The 9,246-nt window shown below is 60.5% G+C and carries 12 protein-coding genes and 1 pseudogene; 3 read left to right on the forward strand and 10 right to left on the reverse strand.

The window, feature by feature from the left end; all coding sequences use genetic code 11:
- A partial coding sequence (locus NDI87_RS14470; RefSeq protein WP_296276111.1) for a response regulator occupies window positions 1–270 on the reverse strand: 270 nt, incomplete at its 3' end.
- A 206-nt stretch (window positions 271–476) separates the two neighbouring features.
- Here NDI87_RS14470 and NDI87_RS14475 point away from each other — a divergent pair.
- From NDI87_RS14475 to NDI87_RS14485, 3 genes and pseudogenes are all read left to right on the forward strand, one after another.
- Window positions 477–668, forward strand: a pseudogene (locus tag NDI87_RS14475) (LysR family transcriptional regulator); the annotation flags it as partial.
- Window positions 592–1,368 (forward strand): molybdopterin dinucleotide binding domain-containing protein, encoded by a 777-nt coding sequence (locus NDI87_RS14480; RefSeq protein WP_366028975.1) that lies wholly within the window; start codon window positions 592–594, stop codon window positions 1,366–1,368. The pseudogene NDI87_RS14475 and the gene NDI87_RS14480, both read left to right, overlap by 77 nt.
- Before the next feature lie 94 nt (window positions 1,369–1,462).
- Window positions 1,463–2,380: a LysR family transcriptional regulator gene (locus NDI87_RS14485; protein ID WP_296276115.1), complete on the forward strand. Its 918-nt coding sequence runs from the start codon at window positions 1,463–1,465 to the stop codon at window positions 2,378–2,380.
- 45 nt (window positions 2,381–2,425) lie between these two features.
- Here the strand turns inward: NDI87_RS14485 and NDI87_RS14490 are convergent, their stop codons facing one another.
- The 9 genes from NDI87_RS14490 to NDI87_RS14530 form a co-directional block, all read right to left on the reverse strand.
- The gene (locus NDI87_RS14490) at window positions 2,426–2,638 is read right to left on the reverse strand and encodes a hemin uptake protein HemP (RefSeq protein ID WP_296276117.1); all 213 of its coding nucleotides are present in this window, start codon (window positions 2,636–2,638) and stop codon (window positions 2,426–2,428) included.
- A complete protein-coding gene (locus NDI87_RS14495; RefSeq protein WP_296276119.1) occupies window positions 2,635–3,048 on the reverse strand; it encodes a biopolymer transporter ExbD in 414 nt (137 codons plus the stop codon). The genes NDI87_RS14490 and NDI87_RS14495 overlap by 4 nt, the downstream gene beginning before the upstream one ends.
- A 17-nt stretch (window positions 3,049–3,065) precedes the next feature.
- Window positions 3,066–3,782, reverse strand: a complete 717-nt coding sequence (locus NDI87_RS14500; RefSeq protein WP_296276121.1) for a MotA/TolQ/ExbB proton channel family protein — start codon at window positions 3,780–3,782, stop codon at window positions 3,066–3,068.
- A 5-nt stretch (window positions 3,783–3,787) separates the two neighbouring features.
- Window positions 3,788–4,483, reverse strand: coding sequence for an energy transducer TonB (locus tag NDI87_RS14505; RefSeq protein WP_296276122.1), 696 nt, complete (start codon window positions 4,481–4,483; stop codon window positions 3,788–3,790).
- A gap of 30 nt (window positions 4,484–4,513) precedes the next feature.
- On the reverse strand, window positions 4,514–6,799 hold the full coding sequence (locus NDI87_RS14510; protein ID WP_296276125.1) for a TonB-dependent siderophore receptor: 2,286 nt from the start codon (window positions 6,797–6,799) through the stop codon (window positions 4,514–4,516).
- A 175-nt stretch (window positions 6,800–6,974) separates the two neighbouring features.
- The gene (locus NDI87_RS14515; RefSeq protein ID WP_296276126.1) at window positions 6,975–8,024 is read right to left on the reverse strand and encodes an extracellular solute-binding protein; all 1,050 of its coding nucleotides are present in this window, start codon (window positions 8,022–8,024) and stop codon (window positions 6,975–6,977) included.
- A 119-nt stretch (window positions 8,025–8,143) separates the two neighbouring features.
- Complete coding sequence (locus NDI87_RS14520; protein WP_296276127.1) at window positions 8,144–8,539, reverse strand: universal stress protein; 396 nt, start codon at window positions 8,537–8,539, stop codon at window positions 8,144–8,146.
- On the reverse strand, window positions 8,536–9,087 hold the full coding sequence (locus NDI87_RS14525) for a DUF2889 domain-containing protein (protein WP_296276128.1): 552 nt from the start codon (window positions 9,085–9,087) through the stop codon (window positions 8,536–8,538). The genes NDI87_RS14520 and NDI87_RS14525 overlap by 4 nt, the downstream gene beginning before the upstream one ends.
- On the reverse strand, window positions 9,088–9,246 hold a 159-nt coding region (locus NDI87_RS14530; RefSeq protein ID WP_296276129.1), incomplete at its 5' end, for a 4Fe-4S dicluster domain-containing protein.

Consider the following 9,246-nt stretch of genomic DNA (forward strand, 5'->3'; position numbering starts at 1 on the left):
ATCGGTGCCGGCCATTGCAGTGAGGAAGATCACCGGGATTTCTGCGGTGACCGGGTTGCTGCGCAGGCGGTCAAGCACCTCATAACCATCCATCCCCGGCATCATGACATCGAGCAACACGAGGTCTGGTGGCGGGTCGCTGGCCGCCGCGCGCAGTGCGCTTTCGCCAGAATTGGCGGCACGTACCTGATAAACCGGCCGCAACAGATGCGTCAGCAGAGACAGATTCACCGGCTCGTCATCGACGATTAGGATGGTTGCTGCGCCCATGTCACCCCCTCCTGTTTAAATACCAATACCCATAATCTTAGTGTAGACATGAAAGCTGATAAAAATGGAAATAAATTGCAATCGGCCGATTTGTTGCGAAACCGCCAAAGACATAGCCACAACAATCTACACTTGGCGTTTTACTCACGCTCTGCCACGATGATGAAGCTAAAAAACTCGGTCATCGTGCTCAAAGAATACAACCCCAACCCGCCCTGTCCAATGCGATTCGCGCCCTGGAAGAAGAGTTTGGTACCGCCATCGTCAAGCGGGGGCGCTCGTTTCAAAGTTTTACGCCCGAGGGTGAGCGTATCTTTGTCAGTGCCCAGCGGATGCTGCACGAACAGGAGCTGCTGCTGCAAGATCTCAAAAGCGCGGCCGGTCACCTTCGCGGAAAAACTGGGCACCTACACCAATACTGAGCGACGTGTCCAGATTGGCCGCCCGGTGATCGAGCCACTGCCCGGTGTGCGTCAGGATTTCGAAATCATTGCCGACCTGGCGGCACGACTGGGCGCTGTCGACTTCCCGGCAACACCGCTGGCGCTGTTCAATGAAATGCGCATGGTGACCCCTTCCTACCGCGGCATGACCTATGCCCGGCTGGAAAAAGTCGGACTGCGCTGGCCCTGTCCAACCGAGGATCATCCGGGGACGCCCATCTTGCACAAGGAGCGGTTCACCCGTGGCCTGGCGCTGCTGGCTGCGCTCGATTACCGCCCGTCCATGGAGTTGCCATGTGGCGAATACCCGCTGCTGTTGTCGACGGGCCGTTTGCTTGAGCACTACCACACCGGCAGCATGACGCGTCGATCCCATACGCTCAACACCCTGGTGCCAGACGGCGAGGTTGAAATCCATCCCGACGACGCCGCTAGACTGGGCGTTGGGCATGGTGAAATGGTGCATGTCGAAACCCGCCGGGGCAAGGTCAAAACGCGGGCCAACGTCACCACCTGCATCGACAAAGGCGCTTTGTTCATGGCTTTTCATTTCGCCGAAGCACCAGCCAACCGCTTGACCAATGACGCGCTCGATCCGATCGCCAAGATTCCTGAATTCAAGGTCTGCGCTGCACGCCTTGAACGCGCATTTTGAGGACGACAAGATACGACTCTGGGTGCGCCCCGAGTTGCAAAAACAAACCGGGCCGTCTTTGAAATCCCTTGGCGTTGCTATGATTGATCTCATGATGGAACAATCTAACGCGGGCATCGACCCGAATGACCTGCTCATTTTTGCCAACGTGGCCGAGCTTGGCAGCTTCAGCCGCGCCGCCGAGCGCATGGCTTTACCCAAATCCACCGTCTCGCGCCGACTGGCCGCGCTGGAACACCGTCTGGGCGAGCGCTTGCTGCTGCGCACCACCCGGCGTCAGTCCCTGACTGAATTCGGTTTGCAACTGCTGGAGCACGCGCGCCAGGTGGTGCTTGAGGTGGAGGCGGTGACAGCACTCAGTGAGCGTCGCCAGGCCACGCCGAGCGGTCGCCTGCGGGTGTCCATGCCCAGTGACTTTGCCAACCTGTTGCTGGCCGACACGCTGGCGGCTTTCGTTGCGCTGTATCCGGCGATCCAGCTGGATCTTGATTTGTCACCGCGCCGGGTGGACCTGCTGGGCGAAGGCTTTGATGTCGTCTTGCGCGTGGGGACGCTGCCCGACGATGCCTCGCTGGCTGCGCGGCGCCTGGCCGTCTTTTCTTTCGGCTTGTATGCGGCCCCCAACTACCTGGCCGAGCACGGAGAGCCCGCCGATCCCGATGATCTGGCCCGGCATGCGGCCATCAGGATGCTGCAGGCCAATGGCGACCCAGCAGCCTGGGTACTGACGCAAGGCGAGCAGCATTGGCAGGGCATACCGCCGGGCCGGGCCAGCGCCAATTCGCCCGAGTTGCTGATCAAGCTGGCTTGCGCCGGTGCCGGTATTGCGGCCGTGCCAGACTACTTTGCCGCACCTGACGTTCGCCGGGGGGCACTGCGCCGGGTATTGCCGGGCTGGTGCCTGCCCAGCCCCACGGCGTGGGCGGTGTTTCCGGAGCGCAAGCTGATGCCGGTCAAGACCCGGGTGTTCATCGACATGCTGCAGACGGCGTTGTCACGGGTACAGATTTGACAGGCGAGGGGGCAGGACCCTTATGGGTCAGGGTGGCCGGCGCTTTTACTTGGTCAACAACAATTTTCCGAAGCGCGTGGCTTGCAGGCGGTAAGTCAAGCCTTCGTGACGGATCAGCACGACGCCCTGTTCACCTAGCAAGGTCTTGCTGTCGATCCAGAGTTCGGATGGGTTTGCCAGCGCTGTGGGTAAACCTGGCCGGCTGACTTTTTCCAGATCGGGCGGCTTGTCATGGTCTGTGTTGGCGCGTGAGTTCATGGCTGCGGCGCCTCGGTCACGAAGCCAATGGCTTTCAAACCGGCGCGCTGCGCTGCGCTCATGGCGTAGGCCACATGTTCGTACGCTACTTTTTTGTCGCCCCGGATATAGAGTTGGGCTTGGGGTGTTTTGGCTGCTTCCAGGCGTAAGACGTCTTCGAGTTGCTCCGCGGCTACGGCTTGCTTGCCCAGAAAGAACTGGCCTTCTGCATTGACGGCCAGTTGCAGGTTTTCCGGTGGGGTCTGGTCACGGGCGCTGCTGGTACGGGGCAGTTCGACCTTGACGGCGTGCTGCATGACCGGCACGGTGATGATGAAGATGATCAGCAGCACCAGCATGACGTCCACCAGCGGTGTCATGTTGATTTCGCTCATCACGCCGTCGCTGTTGTCGCTGACTTCAAATGACATGTTTTCTCCCGTCCTGATCAAGGTGCCGTGCTGGCGGGCAGGCTGGAGGCCTGGGCCGATGGCGAGACCCGGGCGCCGGTGACAAAGTAGGCATGCAGGTCGTGGGCAAATCGGTTCATGCGGGCAATGATGAATTTGTTGCCACGCACCAGCGCGTTGTAGCCCAGCACCGCCGGTATCGCCACGGCCAGGCCGAGCGCCGTCATGATCAGCGTTTCGCCAATCGGGCCGGCCACCGCGTCGATGCCGGCATTGCCGGTGCTGCCAATGCTGATCAGCGCGTGGTAGATACCCCAGACCGTGCCGAACAAACCCACAAACGGGGCGGTGGAGCCGATGGAGGCCAGAATTGCCAGGCCGTTTTGCAGTTTGCCGGTGCTGTCATCGATGGTATTGCGCAGGCTGCGCGTGACCCAGTCGCTGATGTCGAGGCGGTCGTGCAATTGTGCCTGGGCCGCCTGGTGGTGATCGGTGGCCTCCTGGCCGGTGGTGGCCAGGGCATGAAACAAATTTCCGGAGCCTTGGCCCAGCACAGCCAGGCCTTCTGCCAGGCTGTGGCTGTGCCAGAAGTCCTCGCTTTTGTGGGCTTGCTGTTTGTAGCGCCAGACATCAAGCGCCTTGAGCACGATGACGATCCAGCTGGCCAGCGACATGGCCAGCAGCATGACCATGATGCCGCGGGTGATCCAGTCACCGTTGAGCCAGATGTGGGAAAGACCAAAAACGGGGGGCATAAAAATTACTCCAGAATAAAACGAACAGGAACGTTGAACCACATGGCCTCGGACGAGCCGTTGCGCTTGCCAGGCACATAGCGCCAGCGCTGCACGGTCTCCAAAGCCGCTTGATCGAGGCGGGCAAAACCACTCGATGTGCGAATATCAGCCTTTTCAGCCGTGCCTTGCAGGCCAATCAATACCCGCACGACCACCGTGCCTTGTTCCCCCATGCGTTTGCTTTGGCGCGGGTAAGCCGGGGGCGGGTTGTTCAGGTAGTCGGCATCGGCAGATGGCAGGACAAACGCCGGCGCAAGGGCTGGGCCGGCCTGGCGCTCCGGGGCTGCGTTGGCCGGTGCGGCTGTGGGATTGGCTGCGCCAGAGGTGCTTGGCTGGTTGCTTGCCGTCGTCGGCACGGCTGCTGCATTGGCACTTTCAGCCTGCAGGACGGGTGTTGGGGTGGCTTCAACTGGTGGTCGCGGGGGGCGTGGTGTCTGCGGTCTGGCCTCGGGCTTTGCCCTGGCTTGCGGCTGCACCTGCACGGCAGGCTCGGTCTGGGCCTGAACAATTGTCGAGGCCATGATCACCTGGGCTGCTTCGGTTTCGGCCGGGCGTTGCAACAAGCCATGCTCGGCCGCCCAGATCAAGGCCATGTGAACCAGTACCACGCCAGCAGTCACGCGCCAATGGTTCAGCAATTGGGGCAACACACGGATCACGGTCGGCTCCTTCCAGGTCAAAATCAATGTTTAAAACTTGACGCTGGCGGTGACCTGCGTCAGACGACCGGCACCCGGAATGTAGTGGCCAGGGTAGAGCTGATCGGCATAACGTTTGTTGCCGACGTTGCTGACGTTGGCCTTGATCGTCAGGGCCTCGTTGACCATGTATTCGGCCATCAGGTCAGCCACAACGAAAGCGGGTACCTTAAATTCGGCGCGGGTCGGCGTTTGTTTGCCCCGGAAGGTCAGGCCGCCACCGACACGCCATTGGCTGTTGATCTGGTAGGTGTTCCACAAACTGCCGCTGTATTCGGGCGTTAGCGCCGGACGGTCGCCGACACGTTCGCCTGGTGTGTTCTGGGTGCAGGCCCCGGTGGCAGGGCAGGGCGCGGCCTGGGTGACTTTGGCGTCTGGCATCCAGGTGACGGAGCCATAGACTTCCCACTTCGGCGTCAGCCGGCCGGCAATATCGATCTCCATGCCGGAAACATAACGGCTACCCGTCAAGGTGACCACGGGCAGCAGCGGGTCGGTGTTGCGTTCGTTCTTTTTGGTGGCGCGAAACAGCGCCAGACGCGTGGTGAAGCGTTTGTCTGCCGAGTCGATTTTGGCGCCCAGCTCCAGGTTGACCGATTGCTCGGGAGGTGTGTTCGCATTGGATGCTCCCAGCGAATAGCTGTCGCCCGAGGTGTTGAACGAGGTGCCGTAGGAGAAGTGGAAGGACTGCAAGTCATTGGGCTGGAATAACACGCCGGCACGCTTGCTCCATTCACCTACGTTCATTTGGTAAGACGTTTGCGGGCCGTTGTCGACGGCATTGACCGGGGCGCCATAGGCATCGTAGTCACCCTTGAGGCTGTCGTAGCGCAGGCCCGCCAACACTTTCCAGTGCGGGGCGATTTGCACCAGGTCCTGGGCATAAGCGCCCCAGCCTGTGGCTGTGTACTGGTTGTTGACACGCAGCACGCGCAGGCTTTCATCGACCCAGGCACCGTCGCTGGGCGTGCCCACGGTCGTGGTGGGTTTGGTCAGGGTCACGCCACCTTGTGCGCCCGCCGTGCGTGCGGCGTACACGGTTTTTTCTTCTGTGGCCAGGTCCACACCTGCCAGCAGCTCGTGCCTGACGCCCAGCGCTTCGAATTTCTTGCTGAAATCGCTTTGCACATGCAGTGTGTCCATCTCCTGGATCTTCAGGTTGGTGCCGCGGGTCAACACGGTGGCGGCGCCGAAAGTGGCCAGACTGGCAGCGGTGCCGCCCTGCAGCGTGGCGTTGCCCAGCCGGATGGCGCTGGCGCGCTGGTCACGTTCGTACTGCCCCTGGCGGATCTGGGTTTTGAGCTCGGCGCCATCGCCAAAGCGGTGCAGGTGGCTGAACGTCGCATGGCTCGCGCTGCCGTTGTTGTAGTCGCTGGCCATGCCGTAATAGGCGGCGGGGTCCAGCGGCAACACGGTCGTTTCCAGGGCTGATGAGGTGGTTGTCGGCCTGATCCACGGCATGCCGTAGTTCATGCCGTTGCGGTTGTCCAGGTGGTACAGCCCCACAGAGAACTCATCGCGCTCGCCAATGCCCCAGCGGTAGGTGGCAGCGACACCGCTTTTGTCCAGACTGCTGCCGGCCCCGTTGTTGTCGGCTTCGGTGTGCATGGCGCTGATGCGCAGCGCCGCGCTGTCACCCGTTTGCTTGTTGAAGTCGGCCACGATACGGCGGTGATTGTGCGAGCCGAGCGTCACGTCGATCTGGTTTTCATCCATCAAACGCGGGGTTTTGCTGACCTGGTTGACCGCGCCCCCGGTGGAACCGCGCCCGAACAGCATGGAGGCCGAGCCGCGCAGCACTTCGAGCCGGTCCATGTTGAACGTGTCGCGTTCATAAAAGGCCGGATCGCGCACGCCATCCACAAACACATCCCCGGTGGCTTGCAGCGAAAAGCCGCGCAAGCGAATATCTTCTTCGCCGCCCTCAGCCGCCAAAAAGCTGATGCCGGCGGTGTTTTTCAGCGCTTCCTTGAAAGTTTCCAGATTGCGGTCGTCCATCAATCTTTCGGTGACGACGGTCACGGACTGCGGAATGTCGCGCAACTGCTGTTGGCCCTTGCCGATGCTGGTGTCGGTGACACGCAGGCTGTCCTTGCCTTCAGGGCGCTCGGCTTGTTCCTTGACCGTCACGGTTTTCAGGGTTTTTTCTGTGGCGGCGTTTTGGGCATGAGCCGCTGTGCTTTCCAAAGAGCCGGCCAGCATCAAGGCGGCCAGGGGTAATAATTTGCGGGACTTCAAGGGGATCGGTTTCAGGCAGGGGCGGGTTGAGTTGGTCATGGGTGACTCCATACATTGAGAGGGATCGCTCCGCGTTGCATCAATGGCCGCAACGGCAAAGCACGGTTTCAATGGCTGGCTATCACCCCGTGGCCGCAAGGGCTGGGGAGAATGGCTGGCTGTTTACAAGCATCGGCACACGGCTGCGAAGGCCGCTGTGCCTGGTTCGGGTTATTTATTTGAAGCCGACCCGGTCGAGCATTTGCTGCACCTTGAGCTGGTTCATGCCCACGGCGCTGATCGGGATCAACTCGCTCTTGAAGCTGCCCCCCGTCATGGCTTTTAGCGCCGGGTTGTCAAACTTCACCCCCACGGCGGCGGGCCATTCGTTGTTGCCGTTGGCAAAGTGGTTTTGGGCGCTGGCACTGGCCAGGTACTCCAGAAACCTGACCGCGTTGTCGGTGTTTTTGGCATGGCGCGCCACGGCGCCGCCGGCCACGTTCACGTGGGTGCCCCAGCTGGTCTGGTTGGGAAAGGCGACGCCAATTTTTTCTGTCACGGCCCGGTCGTCAGGTTTGCTGGAGCGCATCAGGCGCGCCAGGTAGTAGGAGTTGGTCACGGCCACGCCACATTCGCCCGAGGCCACCGCCTTGATCTGGTCGGTGTCGCCGCCCTTGGGGCTGCGTGCCATGTTGTCCACCATGCCTTTGAGCCAGGTCTCGGTGGCGGCTGGACCGAGGTGCTCGGTCATGGCGCCAAACAGGCTCAGGTTGTAGGGGTGCGAGCCTGAGCGGATGCACACCATGCCCTTGAGCTTGGGATCGGCCAGTTTTTCGTAGCTATCGATATCGGCTTTGGCGAGCTTGACCTTGTCGTACACCACGACCCGGGCCCGTGTCGACAGGCCAAACCAGGCGGTCTCGCCCTGGTCGGTCGGCTTGGCGCGCAATTGGGCGGGAATCGCCGCTTCGAGTGTCTTGGAGCGAACGGGTTTGAACAAGCCATCCACTTCGGCACGCCACAAGCGGGCCGCATCCACCAGCAGGATCACATCGGCGGGTGAGCTGCTGCCTTCGGCGCGCAAGCGTGTCAGGATGCCCGCGTCATCCGAGTCAATCCGGTTGATCCGGATGCCGGTGGCCCGGGTGAAGTCCGAATACAGGGCTTCATCGGTGGGGTAGTGGCGGGCTGAATAAACATTCAGGACAGACTCGGCCAGCGCCGGCGTTGCCAGGGTTACGACCGTCAAGGCCAGGGTTGTAAATTTGAGCAGGGAAGGATGCATTTGGAGATTTCATGCGAGGAACTTGGTTTGATTGTATGACAAATGATAATCATTCGCATCAACTCCCGGAAGAAATACCCAAGCTGCTGCCCGTCACCTGCCGCTGCCCCGTAGGCCGATTAGCCGTTGGCCTTGACCGCCAGCACCGGGCAGGAAACGGAAAGCAGGAGCTCCTGGGCAACGCTGCCCATGATCAGTTTGCCAACGGGAGAGCGTTTTCTCAAACCAATGATGAGCACGGACACCTGCAGCGACTCGACCAACGCCTCGATTTCTTCAACAGCGTTTTTTCCCCGCACCAACTGCTTGAATTCTGCATTGAGCCCCGAGTCTTTCAGAATGTTCTCGACACGTTCGGCGTCCACCACGTCAACCGCCGACGGATCTGTTTTGCCGCCGCCCGGAGAGGCGTTGACCACGACCAGACGTTCGTTCCGGCGTGTCGCAATTTCGATGCCTTTATCCAACGCCGCCTCGCCCTCGGGGCGCGGCACATAAGCGACAAGTATTGTCATAAGCTATCTCCTTTATTTAAACCATAAAAAACAGGGTAGTGATGCTTGACCAGATTGCCATTGAAATCCCAGGCCAGACATTTCCCCAAATGCGCTGGCGGATGGTTGACAACGTCCTCGGCCATCTCTTGCGAGACCGTCTGAAAAGCCGCGGTTGCCATGTTGAATAATAGCTCTCTCAAGTGGGCGCAACCCTGGATGCCTCCCATGTTTCGCTCAATCGCCTGACGCCAGCCTCGCCCCATGGTACAGCCGATCATCAACTGCAGGGGGGCTTGGGCCTGTGGGCATGCAGCGTGCGGCGAACCGGCCATGGCGACGGCAATTTCATGCACCACGTAGGCGTCGTCGATCGTTACCCTGATCGTCATGTCGTGAATGGGTTCACCGGGTAACCAGGTTCCTTCGCCCGGGATGTCAAAGACTTTGGTCTTTGAGTCGAGAAGCTGTCCTTCAATGTCCCAAAGTCGATCTTCGCGCTGGTATCCCCGGAATACGAGGTTTCGGGTGTGCAGTTGATTTCTGGCTTGCGGTGCGGGTAATGGCATTCACATCCCCGCGTAATTAGGCCCACCGCCGCCCTCGGGCGTGACCCAGACAATATTCTGCGTCGGATCCTTGATATCGCAGGTCTTGCAATGCACGCAGTTGGCCGCGTTGATCTGCAGGCGATCCGTGTTGTCGTCGTTCTTGACGAACTCATAAAC

Origin of the sequence: Rhodoferax sp. (genome assembly GCF_023701345.1) — a bacterium.
Taxonomy (GTDB): Bacteria; Pseudomonadota; Gammaproteobacteria; order Burkholderiales; family Burkholderiaceae_C; genus Rhodoferax.